This window comes from Umboniibacter marinipuniceus (assembly GCF_003688415.1).
GTDB classification, from domain to species: Bacteria; Pseudomonadota; Gammaproteobacteria; order Pseudomonadales; family DSM-25080; genus Umboniibacter; species Umboniibacter marinipuniceus.
This window is the reverse complement of sequence record NZ_REFJ01000002.1, coordinates 296613-314912: the sequence shown is the minus strand read 5'-3', so window position 1 is coordinate 314912 and position 18300 is coordinate 296613. Positions and strand designations below refer to the sequence as shown.

General features: G+C 48.7%; 15 protein-coding genes, 2 tRNA genes and 1 pseudogene. 7 read left to right on the top strand and 11 right to left on the bottom strand.

From position 1 onward, the window contains the following. Positions 1–72 precede the first annotated feature (72 nt). Entirely contained in the window at positions 73–2442 is a 2370-nt protein-coding gene (gene ppsA, locus DFR27_RS05240; RefSeq protein ID WP_121876402.1) for a phosphoenolpyruvate synthase, read from the bottom strand. Positions 2443–2574: 132 nt separating this feature from the next. Between ppsA and ppsR the strand changes: the two genes are divergently transcribed. Together ppsR and pabB are read left to right on the top strand one after the other, a co-directional pair. Further along, positions 2575–3396: a posphoenolpyruvate synthetase regulatory kinase/phosphorylase PpsR gene (gene ppsR / locus DFR27_RS05235; protein WP_121876401.1), complete on the top strand. Its 822-nt coding sequence runs from the start codon at positions 2575–2577 to the stop codon at positions 3394–3396. Positions 3397–3425: 29 nt separating this feature from the next. Beyond that, the gene (gene pabB / locus DFR27_RS05230; RefSeq protein ID WP_121876400.1) at positions 3426–4826 is read left to right on the top strand and encodes an aminodeoxychorismate synthase component I; all 1401 of its coding nucleotides are present in this window, start codon (positions 3426–3428) and stop codon (positions 4824–4826) included. Here pabB and cysB read toward each other — a convergent pair. Then, complete coding sequence (gene cysB / locus DFR27_RS05225) at positions 4812–5783, bottom strand: HTH-type transcriptional regulator CysB (protein ID WP_121876399.1); 972 nt, start codon at positions 5781–5783, stop codon at positions 4812–4814. The genes pabB and cysB overlap by 15 nt on opposite strands. 67 nt (positions 5784–5850) lie before the next feature. Continuing rightward, positions 5851–6738 carry a 5'-nucleotidase gene (locus tag DFR27_RS05220; protein ID WP_121876398.1) on the bottom strand — a complete coding sequence of 296 codons (888 nt, stop codon included), beginning with the start codon at positions 6736–6738 and terminating at the stop codon, positions 5851–5853. A gap of 74 nt (positions 6739–6812) precedes the next feature. Here DFR27_RS05220 and alr point away from each other — a divergent pair, with 74 nt between their 5' ends. Next, positions 6813–7883, top strand: coding sequence for an alanine racemase (alr, locus tag DFR27_RS05215; RefSeq protein WP_121876397.1), 1071 nt, complete (start codon positions 6813–6815; stop codon positions 7881–7883). Here the strand turns inward: alr and DFR27_RS05210 are convergent. From DFR27_RS05210 to DFR27_RS05185, 6 genes and pseudogenes are all read right to left on the bottom strand, one after another. Then, entirely contained in the window at positions 7855–9207 is a 1353-nt protein-coding gene (locus tag DFR27_RS05210; RefSeq protein WP_121876396.1) for an alanine/glycine:cation symporter family protein, read from the bottom strand. The two genes, alr and DFR27_RS05210, sit on opposite strands and share 29 nt — an antisense overlap. Positions 9208–9272: 65 nt before the next feature. Then, positions 9273–9611, bottom strand: coding sequence for a preprotein translocase subunit YajC (gene yajC, locus DFR27_RS05205; protein WP_121876395.1), 339 nt, complete (start codon positions 9609–9611; stop codon positions 9273–9275). A 52-nt stretch (positions 9612–9663) separates the two neighbouring features. After that, on the bottom strand, positions 9664–10446 hold the full coding sequence (locus DFR27_RS05200; RefSeq protein WP_121876394.1) for an exodeoxyribonuclease III: 783 nt from the start codon (positions 10444–10446) through the stop codon (positions 9664–9666). Continuing rightward, complete coding sequence (gene bcp, locus DFR27_RS05195) at positions 10443–10922, bottom strand: thioredoxin-dependent thiol peroxidase (RefSeq protein ID WP_121876606.1); 480 nt, start codon at positions 10920–10922, stop codon at positions 10443–10445. The genes DFR27_RS05200 and bcp overlap by 4 nt, the downstream gene beginning before the upstream one ends. A 179-nt stretch (positions 10923–11101) precedes the next feature. Further along, a pseudogene (locus DFR27_RS05190) lies at positions 11102–12082 on the bottom strand (malate dehydrogenase); the annotation flags it as partial. 88 nt (positions 12083–12170) lie between these two features. Beyond that, complete coding sequence (locus DFR27_RS05185) at positions 12171–12785, bottom strand: dUTP diphosphatase (protein WP_121876392.1); 615 nt, start codon at positions 12783–12785, stop codon at positions 12171–12173. Positions 12786–13017: 232 nt separating this feature from the next. Here DFR27_RS05185 and DFR27_RS05180 point away from each other — a divergent pair. From DFR27_RS05180 to DFR27_RS05170, 3 genes are all read left to right on the top strand, one after another. After that, a tRNA-Pro gene (locus tag DFR27_RS05180) sits at positions 13018–13094 on the top strand. A 48-nt stretch (positions 13095–13142) separates the two neighbouring features. Beyond that, positions 13143–13219, top strand: a tRNA-Pro gene (locus DFR27_RS05175). A 172-nt stretch (positions 13220–13391) separates the two neighbouring features. Then, complete coding sequence (locus DFR27_RS05170) at positions 13392–14489, top strand: GGDEF domain-containing protein (RefSeq protein WP_170150783.1); 1098 nt, start codon at positions 13392–13394, stop codon at positions 14487–14489. 115 nt (positions 14490–14604) lie between these two features. Here the strand turns inward: DFR27_RS05170 and DFR27_RS05165 are convergent, their stop codons facing one another. Both DFR27_RS05165 and DFR27_RS05160 read right to left on the bottom strand, forming a co-directional pair. Then, a complete protein-coding gene (locus DFR27_RS05165) occupies positions 14605–15534 on the bottom strand; it encodes an electron transfer flavoprotein subunit alpha/FixB family protein (RefSeq protein ID WP_121876390.1) in 930 nt (309 codons plus the stop codon). A gap of 1 nt (position 15535) precedes the next feature. Then, positions 15536–16285, bottom strand: coding sequence for an electron transfer flavoprotein subunit beta/FixA family protein (locus DFR27_RS05160; protein WP_121876389.1), 750 nt, complete (start codon positions 16283–16285; stop codon positions 15536–15538). Between the two features lie 346 nt (positions 16286–16631). Here DFR27_RS05160 and DFR27_RS05155 point away from each other — a divergent pair, with 346 nt between their 5' ends. After that, entirely contained in the window at positions 16632–18284 is a 1653-nt protein-coding gene (locus tag DFR27_RS05155) for an electron transfer flavoprotein-ubiquinone oxidoreductase (RefSeq protein WP_121876388.1), read from the top strand. Positions 18285–18300: the final 16 nt, after the last annotated feature.

The window sequence follows — 18300 nt, the reverse complement described above, 5'->3', positions numbered from 1 at the left end:
AAGCCCAGTTTCTGGGCAATGCAAGCGATAGCGTACCCACAAACTAGCAAGCGTGTGGGTACTTGGGTGACACTAGGCGTCTTTGTCTGCGAGATAAAGCCATGTTTCAAGGACGGAATCGGGATTCAAAGAAACCGAATCAATACCCTGCTCCATTAACCAACGCGCGAAATCAATGTGATCACTTGGCCCCTGCCCGCAGATACCAACGTACTTACCTTGATCCTTACAGGCTTTAATCGCCATGCTTAGGAGCGCTTTAACGGCATCATTACGCTCATCGAACAGTTGCGCGACTAAACCTGAATCGCGATCTAAACCAAGCGTCAACTGCGTGAGGTCATTTGAACCTATAGAGAAGCCATCGAAGTACGCCAGGAACTGATCGGCTAACAACGCGTTAGCGGGTAACTCACACATCATGATGACTTTCAGATCGTCTTTCCCACGCTCCAGACCATTCTCAGCCAGCAGGCCAATCACGTCGGCCGCTTCACTGACGGTACGAACAAACGGCACCATAATCTGTACATTCTTGAAACCCATATCTTCGCGAACAATCTTAAGAGCTCGGCACTCTAGATCGAAGCAGTCGCGGAAACTCGGCGCCAAGTAGCGGCTAGCGCCACGGAAGCCAAGCATCGGGTTTTCTTCAACAGGTTCGAAGTCCATACCACCAATTAGGTGAGCATATTCATTAGACTTAAAATCTGACATACGAACGATAACTGGCTGATCAGCGAACGATGCCGCCAGGGTACTCATACCTTCAACAAGCTTTTGAACGTAAAATTCAACCGGCGATTCATAGCCAGCCATACGATCATCAATTAATTCGCGCACGTCGGCGGCCATAAGCTCGTAGTTCAACAGAGCTTTAGGGTGGACACCGATCATTCGATTGATAATGAATTCCAAGCGAGCCAGACCAACACCAGCATTAGGAAGACCTTGGAAGTCAAAGGCGCGATCTGGATTACCAACGTTCATCATGATCTTGAAAGGAAGCTCTGGCATCGCGGCCAAATCGCTGCGGTTAATATCAAACTGAAGTAAGCCAGAATAGATGAAGCCGGTATCGCCCTCAGCACAGGACACGGTAACCTCATCACCCGTGTTGAGGACCTTGGTTGCATCGCCACAACCAACAACAGCCGGGATGCCGAGCTCACGCGCGATAATTGCGGCGTGACAAGTTCGTCCACCACGATTAGTGACAATCGCCGAAGCACGCTTCATGACGGGCTCCCAGTCAGGGTCCGTCATATCAGTGACCAGTACGTCGCCCTGCTCCACTTGATCCATTTGTGATAGATCAGTGATGTTAATAACCTTACCCTGGCCAATTCGCTGACCAATTGAGCGACCCTCAGCAACAATAGTGCCCTGCTCCTTGATCACATAGCGCTCGAGTTGGTTGATATTCTCTCTAGATTTAACCGTCTCAGGGCGAGCTTGGACAATGTACAAGCCATTATCATCACCGTCTTTGGCCCATTCAATGTCCATAGGACGGCCGTAATGCTGTTCAATGATCATCGCCTGTTTGGCCAGCGATTCAATTTCATCATTGGTCAACGAAAATTGCTGCTGTTCGGCAATATCGACGCCTACGGTCTCAACTGAACGGCCAGTTTCTGCTGCAGCGCCATAAACCATCTTAATCATCTTGGAACCAAGCGTTCGGCGAATAATTGCCGGGCGCCCAGCCGCCAAGGTTTGCTTGTGTACGAAGAACTCGTCCGGGTTTACTGCACCCTGAACCACGGTTTCGCCCAGACCGTAACTTGAGGTAATGAACACTACGTCATTAAAGCCAGACTCGGTATCCATTGTAAACATGACACCTGCGGCACCCGTTTCACTACGAACCATACGTTGAATGCCTGCCGATAGCGCCACTTCAGAATGATCAAAGCCTTTGTGAACTCGGTAGGCAATGGCACGATCATTGAAAAGCGAGGCGAAGACTTCGCGCATCGCTGAGATAACATTAGCGAAACCTTGAATATTGAGGAAAGTCTCCTGCTGCCCGGCAAAGCTCGCGTCGGGAAGATCTTCTGCTGTGGCGGATGAACGTACCGCTACTACCGCATCCACACCATTGACAGCGAGTTCGTCATAGGCTTTACGAACATCCACTTCTAAGCTGTCAGGAAGCTTTTGCTCCATGACCCATTCCCGTACTTGTTTACCGACACGCGCAAGCTCGTTGACATCTTCAACGTCTAGCGCGTCGAGTGCCGCGTCGATCTTGGCCTTAAGACCGGTATCGATCAGGAAGCTTCGGTATGCACTTGCTGTGGTTGCAAAGCCACCTGGGACGTTGACACCAGCGTTAGCTAAATTGCTGATCATCTCACCGAGTGAGGCGTTTTTGCCGCCCACGCGATCAACGTCAGACATATTCAATTCGTTAAACCAAAGCACATTATCAGCCACGGGAGCACCTCTTTGTGTGGAGTCATCTATAGTGTATGGGGACATTATAGTGCAGTTATTCCACTTGCTAATAGCGCTACTAATCTATACATTTCTGCAATCCATACATCGGGTTTATGGGAAACCGACTACATGACTACAAAACGCTATGCATACTTTGTTTCGGATGGAACTGGCATCACGGCCGAAAACGTGGGGCGCAGTCTGATCACTCAGTTTCCAGCCATTGAATTCGAAGAACTCTCGCTCCCCTATGTTGATACGCCAGAGAAGGCCTATCGAGCGGTTGCGATGATTAACGAATCAAAGCGCGGTGACGAACGGCCAATCGTAGTTTCAACCATTATTAGTGACGAGATTCGGGCTATCATTCAAAACGCTGACGCGTTGATGCTAGATAGTTTTGATGCCTTTTTGGGGCCTATCGAGAAGGAACTTAGCGCGCTTTCAAATCATGAGATGGGGCAAACCCATAATATTGCCAACGAACAAAAATATCAGAGCAGAATGGACGCAGTCCATTATTCACTTGATAACGACGATGGCGCCCAAATTAAGAACTACGCCGATGCGGATATCATATTAGTTGGCGTCTCTCGCTGCGGTAAAACGCCGACTTGCCTGTATCTGGCCCTTCAATATGGAATCAAAGCCGCTAACTATCCCATCACTGAAGATGATGCCGATAATTTCAATCTACCCCGGCCTCTCCAAGCGTATAGACACAAACTGTTCGGTCTGACTATTGCGCCTAATCGCCTAGCGGCCATCCGTCATGAACGACGCCCTAATAGTCGCTACTCTAGTCTGCGGCAGTGTGCTGACGAAGTGCGGATGGTGGAAGCTATCTATCGCAAGCATCGTATACCTAGTATTAATACGACGCATCACTCGGTGGAGGAAATTTCCACCCGGATTCTGGCCGAAGTCGGGATCAAGCGGAAGATGCTTTAGTCGTTGCGCTTTATCGGAGATAGAATTAATTGAGTAACCTCGAGCTACCTTATTTTGACGATGCAACCGACTGGTTTGAGATTCTGTCTCCGCTAGGTAAACCGATGTTACTCGACGGCGCAAATCACTCGCGTGCCAACAATGACATTATCACTGCTGGGCCAAGTGCCACGCTAGCTTTATGGCCTGAGCGCTTAGAGCTCACCCAAGATGATCAGCTCAGCTGTCACAGTCCGGCACAGTTCTTTGAGCTACTCCGCAAGCTTCATCAGCCCGAAAGCTCACAGCAAGATCGCGAGGCGCGGCTATTCACTCGTGGGCTGATTGGTTATATTGGCTACGACGTCAACCAGGTGCTCGATGCCATTTGCCCAATTGGTGACAAGCATAACCCTACGATTCCAACTGCCTTTGTCTCTCGCTATGACTGGGCCGTAGTGCAATGCCATGGAAGTCATCGTGCCTGGCTAACGGTACAAGACCATAAACTTCACCAACAGATTATGAATTTGGTTCAGCAGTATCGCGAACGTTGCGATTCAGCAGTTGAAGTGCTTTCTGACAACGTTCAACCACGAACTTGGACTGCTTCAACCTCTCTCGCTGAATACCAAAAGGCGATAGCAGCGATTCATGGTTACATCAACGCGGGTGACTGTTATCAAGTGAACTACACCCAGCGCTTCTCAGCCACCTACAGTGAATCCGCACTAGCGATCTACAAACGCGTGAAACGTTCGGTGCAATCTCCCTTTAATGCACTGATTCCAGTTTCTGACGATCAAGCAGTGATTAGTGTTTCACCTGAACGACTAGTCCAATTGAAGAATAGCGAGATTACCACTCAACCCATAAAAGGTACGATGCCTCGCTTTGACGATCCTGCCGCCGATCAAGCCGCCAAGGAAACTTTGGTTAATTCCGAAAAGGATCGCGCGGAGAACCTAATGATCGTTGACCTATTGAGGAATGATATTGGTCGTGTTGCCAAGCCAAGTAGTGTCAAAGTAAGCAAACTTTTTGATGTGGAACCGTATGCTAACGTCTTCCACCTAGTCAGTACGATAAAAGCGCAGCTTGATGAGCAGTATGATGCCGTGGACTTGTTAGAAGCTACGTTGCCAGGCGGGAGTATCACCGGTGCGCCTAAGATTCGCGCCATGGAGATCATCGAGGAGTTGGAGTCTACTCGTCGCTCAGCTTACTGCGGGACAATTTTCTACCTTTCTAGTCACGGTAACTTAGATTCTAACGTCGCTATCCGTACGCTTGTTAAAGATCAAGACGCGCTTCATATCTGGGGCGGCGGAGGCATTGTTGCGGACTCCAACGCAAACGCCGAACAAGCCGAGTCCCGAAACAAGATTAGAGCCTTTGTTAGCGCCCTAGGTGGCGAGCTTGAGCACGACCAAGAGTTAGAAAACGGGTAGCCTTACATCCTTGAAGAGATCATCGATCTCCGCCGTACTTTTGGCCTTACTTGCCGCCATGACCAAGTCTGGCTTTAGATGTGGCGCAAACTCCCGGATAAACTCAAGCATATACTTCCTTAAGAATATACCGCGGCGGAAGCCAATTTTCGTGGTACTACTTTCGAAGAGGTGACTGGCATCCAAGGCCACTAAATCCGTATCCTGCTCATCCACCGCCATCTCTGCAATAATGCCAATACCCAAACCAAGGCGAACATAAGTTTTGATGACATCCGAGTCAGCGGCTGTGAACACCACCTTGGGATCTAGGCCACGCTCCTTGAAAGCACGATCAAGTTTGGAGCGGTCTGTGAAACCAAACACATAAGTCACAATTGGTGACGCCGCCACATCCTCGAGCGTTAAACGCTTCACTTTAGCGAGCGGATGATCCTTTGGCACTAGCACGCAACGGTTCCAACGGTAGCAAGGCATCATTACCAGATCATTGAACAACGCGATGGCTTCAGTCGCAATAGCAAAATCGACCGTTCCGTTGGCCGCCATTTCCGAGATCTGCATTGGTGTACCCTGGTTCATATTCAAGGTTACGTTCGGATAACGATTAATAAACGCGCGGATGGGCCCAGGCAAGGCATAGCGAGCCTGTGTATGGGTTGTAGCAATAGACAGGACACCTTTGCGGTCATCGGAAAATTCTTCGGCCAATTGCTTGATACGCTGGGTGCCGCTTAGTATCTCGCCAACTTCAAGTAAAATTGCTTCACCCGCTGGAGTGATTCGCGTTAGGTGTTTGCCAGAGCGGCTAAAAATCTCTACGCCTAATTCATCTTCAAGCATTCGGATTTGCTTTGAAATTCCGGGCTGAGACGTGAAGAGACTTTGAGCGGTGGCCGAGACATTTAAGTCATGATGGGCGACTTCCCAGATATATCGCAGTTGCTGTAGCTTCACAAGGACCTCGAGACGATAAGTTAGTTATCATCTTTATATATCCAAATGGTATAACGAAACAAGCTTTTTATTCGTTCTTAATACCAGAGGGGACATGAGCGCCCACTCCACTGCCCACTGTTTCAACATTGACACGTTGATCATCAAAAAAGATATCGGCGTTGAACGCGGCCAAAAAAGCGGATTTTGGCAAACCGCCCAGGAAAACGCTTTCGTCCACTCGAATGCCCCACTCGCGTAAGGTACGAACCACTCGCTCGTGAGACGGTGCCGATCGCGCGGTAACCAGCGCCGTCTTAATTGGGGACTTGTTAGGTGGATAGTGCGCCTGCAACGCATGTAGCGCCGACAGAAACTCCTTGAATGGTCCCGCTGTCAGAGGTACGTGAGCTGAGGCAACCTCGGAGTCCTGAAACGCGTTCAAACCATCACTATGAAAGACGCGTTCAGCCTCATCGGAAAACACGACAGCATCGCCATCAAAGGCAATGCGTACTTCGGGCGAGTCGGCAACTTTATGATCGCCAATCAACTGCGCCGCGGCCAGGCCGACCTCAAGCGCGCGCCGAACGTCAGCCGCTTCAGTTGATAGATAGAGATCACAGGAAAAAGCCCGAGCGTAAGGCCAAGGCTCGTTACCCCCGCAAAATGCCGCACGAGTAATCTTTAAACCGTGATGATCTATTGAGTTAAACACCCGAAGACCGGTATCCATGGAATTTCTTGACAGCAGCACCACTTCACACAAAGGGCTCCCGTCAACGATCAAGTTTAGAAATTTTTGTACTAGCGCAAAGGCAGGACCGGGTGAAAGTGGAACCTCCTCATGCTGAATCTGATAATCAGCGAAGGCTTCTACCCCATCCCGTTCAAAAATGGTGTGGCTATCATCGAGGTTGAAAAGGCTTCGGCTAGTAACACCAATCACGAGCGGTCTTGTAGGTAATTCCTTCATCCTGATAATCCTTCTAGCCAAAGTAAATAAAGATTAGTTAAACTGTCGGCATACAATCCATATAGTACTACAAAATGATTCCACGCGTCGTTGCTAACATCGATCTAGGAGCCTTGAGAAGGAACCTTGATCTCATTGCCTCACTCGCCCCTAACGCTCAAATCTTGGGAGTGGTTAAGGCGGATGCCTATGGTCATGGAATAAAACAAATCGTTGGTAGTCTCGCGCGCTGTGACGCCTTAGCCGTTGCTCGTATCGAAGAAGCTATTCTGTTACGTGATACTGGCTACGCGCAACCTATTGTCTTGCTCAGTGGTGTACTTGATCTTGACGAGCTGATCCTCGCTCAGACTTATCAATTGGACATCGTAGTACACCAAGCTTTTCAAGTTCAACTCTTAGCCGGTTTAAGCCAAGGCAACACAATTCGGGTCTGGGCGAAGTTTGATAGCGGCATGCATCGACTTGGATTTACCACTGAGTTTGCCGCCATCGTTGCGGAACTCGAAACCTTTCCTATTGTTAGCGACGTGGTCACGATGACGCATTTCGCTAATGCGGACGAGCTCGACAACCAGTTCAGCCTAGCGCAACTTAATCGATTCGACCAAGCCACCCAAAACCTAAATCATCCTCAGAGTATTGCGAATAGCGCTGCGGTATTACGGTACCCTCAAAGTCATCGGGACTGGATAAGACCTGGCCTGCTGATGTACGGCGTTAGCCCGGCAAAAGAGATTCCCTTTGATGGTGAGCCCGTCATGACCTTAACAAGCGTAGTGATTGCTATCAACAAAGTGGCTGCGGGTGAGTCGGTGGGTTACGGGCAAGCTTGGACAGCCGATAAGGACACCCGCGTGGCAGTCATTGCGATTGGTTATGGTGATGGCTATCCGCGTCATGCTAAGCAAGGAACACCCATCTTGATTAACGGCAAGCGCTATCCTATTGTTGGCCGCGTCTCTATGGACCTAACCACCATTGATATTGGTAACGATGAAGTCAAGGTAGGTGATGAGGCGGAAATCTGGGGGAAATCGTTGGCAGTGGCCGACGTTGCAGAGAACGCCGAAACCATTGCCTACGAATTATTACTAAACTTAACGTCTCGGGTACTTATTCGCTATCACGATCCAGCGAATTAAAGTATGCCTGAGTTGCCTTAAACACTACGGGCGATAGCAATAGCAAGGCAATTAAGTTTGGAAACGCCATCATTGCATTAAGTGTGTCAGCTAACAGCCAAACAACATCAAGTTCCAACAGTACGCCACACGGTAGTGCGGCAATCCAAAGCAGTCGGAATGGAATGATTACTCGGGTACCGAACAAGTATTGCGCACAACGTTCACCGTAGTAGGACCAACCAAGAATGGTTGTGAATGCAAAGACGATTAAGCCTAAGGCAATAATATCACCACCAAATGCTAGCGAGTGATCAAACGCCTGGGAGGTTAGCACGGCACCGGTATCACCACCGCTCCATACACCTGTTACCACAATAGCTAGGCCAGTAATTGTGCAAACGATAATGGTATCAATAAAAGTACCAAGCATCGCAATAACACCCTGACGAACAGGTTCATCAGTTTGCGCAGCGGCGTGCGCGATCGCCGCACTACCTAGACCTGCCTCATTAGAAAAGATACCTCTAGCAACACCCTGTTGCAGCGCCAGCATAATGCCAGCTCCAGCAAAACCGCCTGCTGCAGCGTGCCCCGTAAAGGCTGATTCAATGATGGTAGAGAATGCCGCAGGAATCGCACTTGCGTTTAGAATCAAAACCGTTAGGCCGGCGAACAAGTAGGCAATAGCCATGAAGGGGACAATCTTACCGGCCACCTCTGAGATTCGCTTCAAGCCACCAATTAGTACTACGAAGACCGCGGAAGCAAGCACTACCGCTGTAATCCATTTCTCAACGCCAAATGAATTCTCTAACGCCGCGGCCATTGAATTAGCCTGCACCGTATTACCAATTCCAAAACCCGTAAAAGTCCCCAAGAACGCAAAGGCAAACGCCAGCCAAAGGAACTTCTTACCCAGGCCATTACGAATGTAATACATTGGTCCACCAACGTACTTACCTTCAGCATCTTTCTCACGATAGGTCACCGCTAGTACGGCTTCGCTATACTTTGTGGCCATACCAACCAAGGCTGTGCACCACATCCAAAAGAGCGCCCCAGGTCCACCAACAAAGATTGCCGTGGCTACGCCGGCAATGTTACCCGTACCAATGGTGGCCGAAAGCGACGTCATCAGCGCATTGAAAGGGGAAATCTCACCTGTAGCACCCGTCTTCTTGCCCGAAAACAGCTGTTTGAAGCCATAACCCAACTTACGTATAGGCATTAAGCGAAGACCCAGCATGAGGTAAAAGCCGGTGCCTAGAATGAGAATGATAGTAAGCGGCCCCCAAACAATTGCGTTTAAGCTTTGGAGTAGACCAACGAAAGTCTCTAACATATGACTACCTATTTTTTATAATTATAAAAAAAGAGCGACAAGAGCCGCTCTTCTTGGGCCAAGCATTAAGCTTGATTGATACCCTTGATAGTACCTTTTGGAAGCACTGCGTGAACGGCAACTTTTTGGAAGCTAAGTTCTACATTGTCAGCACATTTAACCACTACATACTCATCGTCAACGGCTGTAATCTTACCAAGCATTCCGCTCGTCATGACGACTTCGGCACCTTTGGCAAGTGAATCAACCAATGCCTTGTGCTCCTTTTGACGCTTACGCTGTGGACGAATAATGAAGAACCACATGAACACAAATAGACCACCAAACATCAAAAGTGTGATCATTGGATCGCCCTGCTGGGGTGCGCCATCTTGTGCTACTGCTTCAGGTATTAATAAACTCATAATTATCTCTTTGTTGGTGAATTAATGATGTTGCGATTATATCAATTAGACTTCAGGGGTAAAGCTCCCATTGGTACCAATGTGTAACGGGAGCATGATCCGACAGCTGCGCATCCCGATCAATAAAGGTTTTCGACAGGCCGGTGTTGTCGGTAGGGCTTATCAACTGGTAATCTAAACGCCAGCCAACGTTATTCTCGAATGCCCTACCCCGATTACTCCACCAACTATAAGTATCAGGCTCTTGAGGCAGGTCGCGGAAACAATCTCGCCACCCTTCCTCGGTAATCAACTGATCTAACCATGCACGTTCACTTGGAAGAAAACCACTGTTCTTCTGATTGGCCTTCCAGTTTTTGATATCCGCATTTTGATGACAGGTGTTCCAGTCCGCACAGATTACAACGCGCTTACCCACTGACTTAAGCGCTGACATACGCTGCTGAAGTTCAGCCATGAACGCTTCCTTGGCGAGCTGTTTGTCACCCAATCCAGACCCTGAAGGAACATACAGCGATACCACCACCGTTGTACTGAAATGCGCTTCAGTCCAGCGACCTTCGGAGTCTGCGCGTTGCCATCCCGCACCAAACACCACTCGTTCAGGCTTCTGTTTGCTGAGAATTGCCGTACCCGCATAGCCTGGACGCTCCGCAGGGTTATAGTAGGCAAAGTATCCCTTGGGAAAGCCATCTGCTTCATGCAATTGGTGATGCTGAATGCGGATTTCCTGCAGACATAATACATCTGGGGAGTTTTCCTTCACCCAGGCCCAGAGCCCCTTTCTGGCCGCCGAACGTAGACCATTACAATTTAGCGAGGTGATGGTAGTCACACGTTCTCCTGCAACGCTGCGAGCATCTCAAGGACATCATCGTGATGAGTTTTAGTCTTAAACTTATTCATTACCTGAACTAATTTCGACTCAGGATTGATGATAAAGGTTGTACGGTGGATGCCGTCATACTCTTTACCCATGAATTTTTTAAGCCCCCACACGCCGTAGGCTTCCGCCACGGCATGATCTTCATCGGCAAGCAAGTCGAAGTTTAGTGAATCTCGCTCAGTGAACTTGGTTAAACGTTTTGTTGCATCCGGGCTCAAACCAACTGCCACCGCGTTTAGCGCGTCAAGCTCAGCTTTATGATCGCGTAATTCGCAAGCTTGAGTGGTACAACCTGGGGTCATTGCTTTCGGATAAAAATAGAGCACTAACCATTTCCCAGCATAATCCGCTAGCGAGCGTGTTTCTTCGGCTTGGTTAAGCAGTTTGAAATTTGGGGCACGTTCATCAATCTTAGGGTATTCCATCATCTTATCTCCAACGAAAAACGGCGAGCCTAGTGGCTCGCCGTTTAGTTTACCGTGTAAATCCGAGCTTAGAAACGTTCGGTAAATACGGCTTTCTCATCAGCGTTTAGACCACGAGCATTGAGCTCACGGTTGCTACGATCAGCAATCTGAACATTCTCAAGATGAGCTTCAGTTTCAGCAGGCAGCAACGAAGCCACTGCATCACGCTCTTCAATCAACTCTTGCTCTGACGCCTTCATTTTGCCAGCGATGAAATCGTTGATTTCTAGACCCTGGACAATTTCATAACGACCAAACGCACAACGAACCGGGAACGAGTAGATAATACCCTTTGCTACGCCGTAAGAACCATCTGATGGGATAGCCATGCTGACCCAGTCGCCTTCGTAGGTACCAAGCGCCCAATCACGCATGTGATCAATTGCCGCTTGAGCCGCTGAAGCCGAACTAGAAGCACCACGTGCGTCGATGATGGCTGCGCCACGCTTTTGAACTGTCTCAATGAAGGTGTTCTTGTACCAGTCTTCACCCACAGCATCCACAGCTTCTTCGCCTGCAACATCAGCGTGATAAAGATCAGGAACCTGTGTAACAGAGTGGTTACCCCAAATAGTTACACGATTGATAGTAGGTGTCGCGAAGCCAGTTTTGTTCGCAGCAAGGCCTACGGCGCGGTTATGGTCAAGGCGAGTCATTGCCGTGAACTGCGTAGGATCAAGATCAGGCGCGTTACGCGCTGCGATCAATGCGTTCGTATTTGCTGGGTTACCAACTACAAGTACCTTAACCTGACGGCTCGCTACATCGTTCAACGCTTTACCTTGAACCGAGAAAATAGCGGCGTTAGCTTCTAATAGATCTTTACGCTCCATGCCTGGACCGCGTGGACGAGCGCCTACAAGGAACGCGTAATCTGCATCCTTGAACGCTACTGTTGGGTCGTCAGACAGGACAACACCCTGTAAAAGAGGGTAAGCACAATCTTGAAGCTCCATGGCGACACCGCGAAGCGCGTCCATAGCAGGAGTGATTTCAAGTAGCTGAAGGATTACTGGCTGATCAGAGCCGAGTACTTCGCCCGCAGCGATTTTGAAAAGAAGGCTGTATGAGATACCACCGGCCGCGCCGGTTACTGCAATACGTACTGGTTGTTTCACGGTTTGACTCCATTATTGGTCAGGTTGTTTCAAGCGGGCATATTCTACCCAGCTAGAACGCAAATGTCTTTAGCGAAATTACCCCTAGTTAAACCGGGTATGCTGCTTTAAGACCGTTGTAGAGCTGAGTTTGAAAATCTTCACTTCGTACATCTAGTGTAGAACACAGCTCCACAAGCACTTCATTATCTTCCTTTCCGTTCCAGATCTTTATGTATTCACCTGACTTATAACCAAAATCTTGACGGAAACGATTGAGCACATTCTTAGCTATGTAACCCACGTAGAGGTCGTCACTACTCATATTAATTGAATGCGCAAGCTGAACGAAGAGTGCTAGATTGAAGGACTTAGTAGCTAAACAATCGGCGGCAAATGCCTCGAGTTGATCTTCAAACACCTTACCATCAGCGGGGACCGGCCAATTCTGCGCTAGTTCATCCGCCAAAGTCTCCACATTTGAACTCTTCTGAATAAGATCTGACAAACCAAAATGGAGAATGTCTATCAACTCAAGCTCTACCTGAGGAAGATCACACTCCTGTGCTTTCCACCATTTCCAACCGTAGTGATCAAGCATTTCACCACACTCTATCCAAATGGCACGGTACCACTCGTGTCCAAGCTCAATCCAATTGGCATTAACCTTTGCGTTCATTGCATCCTGCATGGACAGAAGGCTTCGTAGTTGATGTTTTAACATGCTAAGACCTTAATTTTGTAAAAGACTATGATACGGCGAAATTGACGATATTTGAACCGAGTATTTGGTCCAGTCAAAAAACCAAAAGTTTCATCTAATCAATGGTTTACAGCGGCCTTGTTCGTCCCTATAATGGCGCCCGTATTAACGAGCTAGCGTGGTATAGCCCGAGTAATCCAAATACTCGGTCGCTGCGTAGTCATACATTCAATGACTAGCCAAAATACATTTTCGGGGTATAGCGCAGCCTGGTAGCGCGCCTGCTTTGGGTGCAGGATGTCGGGAGTTCAAATCTCTCTACCCCGACCATTTCTAATAAGCAAAGCTTATTCGGCCTCTCAGCCGTAAACAGAGTTTCGGGGTATAGCGCAGCCTGGTAGCGCGCCTGCTTTGGGTGCAGGATGTCGGGAGTTCAAATCTCTCTACCCCGACCATTTTTTTAGTCTCTCCCACTATAGACCTTCTAAAACATTACGCATCAAGCGCACCACGATGAGTTGCCACTGACTGACTTTAAATATACTCTACTAAATAGCTACTAACAGTTAGCTGAAGTGGGGTTTAACGCCTAGTCACTCCAGTTTGACCAATGCAAGGATGCCAAGTATGCAGCACCAACTGGACACTCATCAGGCTGAAGACTTTGTCGAACTCCATTCGATGAACCAGTTTCACGCCTGGGATCAGCGTCGTCGTCGAAAACAAATCGCACAAGTCTGCTGTTTAACAGGTCTCCTCTATCTCATCTTTTCGGTGATACCTAAACCTTGGGCATCTGCTGAAGCGCAAAATGCGATGCTAACCCTCTACACGTTGCTTATAGCGCCAGGACTACTCATTATTTCATTTCTGGCCTTTAAGTCACGCTATGTAAAATGGATTGAGCCTCTTTTAGCTATCCACATCCTTCTGGCCGCAATCTGCCATGTGTACATTAACGCTAAGCTAGAGGTCTTCGAGCCGCTCCTTGCTGAAGGCTATCTCATGGTGATATGGACGTTTATCGTTTCAGGCCTAACTCCAAGGTTCGCAGTATTAAGCGCCCTTTTAAGCCTAATTACATTTAGCATCTACGCCTGTCTCGCTCTCGCGGATAGCCCTCTTTTCTACATCCATTTGTTCTGGCTAGGCTGTAGTTTTTCATTCGGCCTCGCCGGCGCTTTAATCTATGACCACTCACGGCGCGCTGAGTTCGCCACCCAACTCGCTTACCGGGAGCTCGCCGTAACCGACCCATTAACGCAATGCTTTAATCGCAACGAGCTCGAACGCCGACTTAAGATTGAGATACCGCGTTGCGAACGTGAAGACCAAAGCTTCAGTGTACTTATGTTGGATTTGGATAACTTTAAGGCCGTCAACGATACGTTTGGCCATGAAGCCGGTGATTTAGCGCTAGCCCAAACGGCCAACGTCATCCGTCAGTCAATTCGCAAGTCCGATACATTCATTCGCTGGGGCGGAGAAGAATTTTTAATCTTGACGCTTAATCAAGCGCCTGAGCAAGCACTGGCAATGGCCGAAAAGTTACGCCTATTGATCCAGACTTGTCAGTATGACAATGGTCTGCAGCTAACTGTTTCAATTGGCGTCACGATCTATTATTTGGGCGATCAACAGACTGACCTGATCAATCGTGCTGATAGCGGGCTTTATCAAGCCAAATCAGAGGGAAGAAATTGCTGCCGATTCGTAGGGACTTAATCACTAAAGATGTTAGTTCAGCTGGGTCATAAAAAAAGGCGGGTAAGATCAAGAGATCTACCCGCCTTTCACTTCCTGCCTATTGTTTCAAAGATAGGCGGTTTCACCGGAGCGCTTAAAGCGCTGCGTCAAGCTCAGGAACGGCGGTGAATAAATCAGCCACTAAACCGTAGTCAGCAACCGAGAAGATTGGCGCATCTTCATCTTTGTTGATAGCAACAATCACCTTGGAGTCCTTCATACCAGCCAAGTGCTGGATAGCTCCACTAATACCTACTGCGATGTAAAGGTCTGGAGCAACAATCTTACCTGTCTGACCGACCTGCATGTCGTTGGGAACGAAGCCTGCATCAACTGCAGCGCGGCTTGCGCCTACACCAGCACCTAACTTATCGGCAACGCTGTACAACAATTCGAAGTTGTCGCCGTTCTGCATGCCACGACCACCTGAGATCACGATAGATGCCGAAGCAAGCTCTGGACGATCGGATTTTGCCAGTTCTTCGCCTACGAAACCAGAAACACCTGCATCGGCGACGTCAGCAATCGCTACGATTTCTGCACTGCCGCCAGTAGCTGAGACTGGGTCGAAAGCAGTAGTACGTACCGTCATCACTTTGATCGAATCACTCGATTTAACCGTAGCAATCACGTTGCCAGCATAGATTGGACGCTTAAAGGTATCTTCCGAAATCACTGCAATGATGTCAGAAATCTGCTGCACATCCAGTACTGCCGCAACACGAGGAAGGATGTTCTTACCCGATGTTGTTGCGGGCGCTAACACGTGCGAATAGTTACCAGCGATGGCTGCAATAACCGGTGCGACATTTTCGGCAAGCTGATGCGCAAGCACCGCGCTATCCGCATGAAAAACTTTAGCAACGCCGTCAGCCGCCGCTGCACTCGCAGCAACTTCTGATGCACCTGAACCAGCAACCAACACGTGGACGTCGGCGCCAAGTTCTTTCGCAGCCGCCAATGTGTTAAGTGTTGCTGCGTTAAGTTGAGCGTTATTGTGCTCAGCAATTACAAGTACTGACATCTTAAATTACCTTCGCTTCGTTCTTTAATTTATCAACCAATTCCGCAACATCAGCAACCTTTATACCTTCTTTGCGCTCCGCTGGCGGCTCAACTGATACAAGTGATACGCGTGTTGCTGTGTCCACGCCGTAATCTCCCGGCGTTTTGACGTCAAGCGGCTTGCGCTTAGCCTTCATAATGTTTGGCAGCGAAGCATAACGCGGCTCGTTCAAGCGCAGATCAGTAGTCACTACAGCAGGAAGCGTTAATTTAACCGTTTGCAGACCGCCATCAATTTCACGGGTCACGGCAACACTACCATCTTCAACAGCAACCTCAGAAGCAAACGTACCTTGAGGCATACCAGCCAATGCGGCCAACATCTGACCCGTCTGGTTGTTGTCGCCGTCGATAGACTGCTTTCCCATCACGACAAGTTCAGGTTTCTCTTCTGCGACGATACCGTTTAGCAACTTCGCGATAGCTAGCGGCTCAAGTTCGCCCTCGGCCTCCACTTGAATTGCGCGATCAGCACCAAGCGCTAAGGCTGTACGAAGCTGCTCTTGGCAAGCCTTGGGGCCAATAGAAACGGCAACAATCTCGGTCGCAACACCTTTCTCTTTAAGGCGTACGGCTTCCTCTACTGCAATTTCACAAAATGGATTAATTGACATTTTTACGTTAGCAAGCTCGACGTTTGAACCATCGGCTTTTGGTCTAACTTTGACGTTGTAATCTACAACGCGTTTTACTGCTACCAAAACTTTCATGAGTGTCCCATCGTATTGATTATCGTTAAAGCTAATTCACTATAGCTCGCTCGTCGCAAGCAATGTGTCCCCTAGTTGACTGTTGACTTCACAGTTATTGGCTACAGTTTAACACCAATAGTCGGTATTATTTAAGCCATTAATACCGTAATGTGACTAAAAATGCCTTTCCAGTATTGTCTTTATAAGTCACTTGAATGTCTAAAGCACCAGTTTACGTTTAATATCTACCCACTTATACGTATTATGACGTTAGAAAGTTCAGACGAGATTACGAAATATTAAAGCCATTCATACGCTTTCGTCGTAAAATAATAGCATTTACTCAGTTTAGGAGACTAAATCCATGGAACGTGAATCGATGGAATACGATGTAGTCATTGTCGGCGCAGGTCCAAGCGGACTCGCGGCAGCATGCAAACTACGCCAACTCAGCCAAGAAAGCGGTAACGAAATAAGTGTCTGTGTTGTCGAAAAAGGCTCAGAAGTCGGCGCGCACATTGTTTCTGGAGCAGTTTTCGAACCGAAAGCACTCAATGAGCTATTCCCTGATTGGAAAGAGCTTGGTGCTCCGCTGAACACTGAAGTAAAGCGTGACGACATCTACCTCCTGAAGAATGACACCAAGCAGATCAAGGTCCCCAACTTCTTCACACCAAAAACAATGCATAATGATGGCAACTACATTATCAGCTTGGGTAACCTCTGTCGTTGGTTAGCAGAACGTGCCGAGGAACTCGGTGTAGAGATCTTCCCTGGGTTTGCCGCTGCCGAAGTTGTTTATCACGAAGATGGCTCTGTTAAAGGTATTGCCACGGGTGATATGGGCATAGGCATGGATGGTCAGCAAAAGGATAGCTACATGCCTGGCATGGAGCTGCACGCCAAGTACACGCTTTTCTGTGAAGGCTGCCGAGGTTCCCTAGGTAAAGAGCTGATCGAGAAGTTCAGTCTCGACGAAGGTAAAGAACCACAACATTACGGCATAGGCATCAAAGAAATTTGGGAGATTCCTGCTGAGCAACATGAGCAAGGTCTCGTAGTTCATACCGCCGGCTGGCCACTTGCCGAGCACGGCGCTGCGGGTGGCTCCTTCCTCTACCACATTGAGGACAACCAGGTAGCACTTGGTCTGATTACTGATCTGAGTTACAGCAACCCTTGGTTAAGTCCTTTCGAGGAATTCCAACGTTACAAGCATCATCCTGTTGTGAAGCAGTACTTATCGGGCGGTAAGCGAATTTCTTATGGTGCTCGCGCCATTACCAAAGGTGGGCTTCAGAGCCAGCCGAAAATGCATTTTGCCGGCGGTTTACTCCTCGGCGATGACGCTGGAACGTTAAACTTTGCCAAGATTAAGGGCTCTCACACCGCCATGAAGTCCGGCATGATTGGGGCTGAGGTAGTTTTCAAGGCTGTAACCGCGGATCGCGCAAATGACGACCTAGTAGAGTTTGCCGCGGCATATGCAGGTTCGTGGGCCCACAAAGAGCTCCATACGCAGCGAAACTTCGGACCTGCGCAGCACAAGTGGGGCAACCTGATTGGTAGTGCTTATGCGTTTATCGATATCAATATTTTCAACGGAACGCTACCGTGGACGCTAAACGATCCAAAGCCGGATTACGCTCAGCTGAAACCGGCAGAAGATTTCGCTGAAATCACTTATCCGAAACCAGATGGCAAACTGAGTTTCGATCGCCTCTCATCGGTATTCCTTTCGAATACTAACCATGAGGAAGATCAACCATGCCATCTAAAATTAAAGGATGCCTCAATCCCACTAGGGGTTAACATGCCAACCTTTGCCGAACCAGCACAGCGTTACTGCCCTGCTGGCGTGTACGAAGTGCTAGAAGACGCTAATGGTGACGCAAAGTTCCAGATTAACGCACAGAACTGCGTTCACTGTAAAACCTGCGATATCAAGGACCCAAGCCAGAATATCACTTGGGTAACACCCGAAGGAACAGGCGGGCCTAACTACCCTAACATGTAGGGTGTATCGCTAAGAG

Bases quoted from the DNA above. Each gene is read 5' to 3' on its own strand.
- alr (WP_121876397.1), top strand. From the start codon at position 6,813: ATGATTCCACGCGTCGTTGCTAACATCGATCTAGGAGCCTTGAGAAGG.
- DFR27_RS05170 (WP_170150783.1), top strand. From the start codon at position 13,392: ATGCAGCACCAACTGGACACTCATCAGGCTGAAGACTTTGTCGAACTC.
- DFR27_RS05165 (WP_121876390.1), bottom strand. From the start codon at position 15,534: ATGTCAGTACTTGTAATTGCTGAGCACAATAACGCTCAACTTAACGCA.
- DFR27_RS05210 (WP_121876396.1), bottom strand. From the start codon at position 9,207: ATGTTAGAGACTTTCGTTGGTCTACTCCAAAGCTTAAACGCAATTGTT.
- bcp (WP_121876606.1), bottom strand. From the start codon at position 10,922: ATGGAATACCCTAAGATTGATGAACGTGCCCCAAATTTCAAACTGCTT.
- DFR27_RS05155 (WP_121876388.1), top strand. From the start codon at position 16,632: ATGGAACGTGAATCGATGGAATACGATGTAGTCATTGTCGGCGCAGGT.
- DFR27_RS05185 (WP_121876392.1), bottom strand. From the start codon at position 12,785: ATGTTAAAACATCAACTACGAAGCCTTCTGTCCATGCAGGATGCAATG.
- DFR27_RS05160 (WP_121876389.1), bottom strand. From the start codon at position 16,285: ATGAAAGTTTTGGTAGCAGTAAAACGCGTTGTAGATTACAACGTCAAA.
- ppsR (WP_121876401.1), top strand. From the start codon at position 2,575: ATGACTACAAAACGCTATGCATACTTTGTTTCGGATGGAACTGGCATC.
- DFR27_RS05220 (WP_121876398.1), bottom strand. From the start codon at position 6,738: ATGAAGGAATTACCTACAAGACCGCTCGTGATTGGTGTTACTAGCCGA.
- yajC (WP_121876395.1), bottom strand. From the start codon at position 9,611: ATGAGTTTATTAATACCTGAAGCAGTAGCACAAGATGGCGCACCCCAG.